General features: G+C 35.2%; 1 protein-coding gene. It reads right to left on the reverse strand.

The genetic code is table 11. From position 1 onward, the window contains the following. Positions 1 to 281 (reverse strand): FIDD domain-containing protein (locus AAON49_RS00060; RefSeq protein ID WP_349551726.1); only part of this gene is annotated, 281 nt, incomplete at both ends.

Genomic DNA, 281 nt, shown 5'->3' on the forward strand with positions numbered 1-281 from the left:
TGATTCGAGTCTTGAGTTCCTAAAACTCCTGCAGTTTGATCATGTAGATTAAAACTCTGAGAGAATCCATTTTGAGCAGACCCATCAGAATCATCATCACAAATTTCAAGATCGGCAACAAAGTTTGCTACCGGTAAAGGATTAACAATTAAATCAAAAGTAGTATGATCAGTAAAACATCCAGTAGTATTGTTTGTTACTCGAACAAAAATAGTTTGCTGATTTACAACAATGTTCTCATACATGTTAGTTCCTGCGATAGGATTTGCTCCACTATTAGC

Source organism: Pseudotenacibaculum sp. MALMAid0570, from assembly GCF_040151415.1.
Lineage (GTDB): Bacteria > Bacteroidota > Bacteroidia > Flavobacteriales > Flavobacteriaceae > Polaribacter.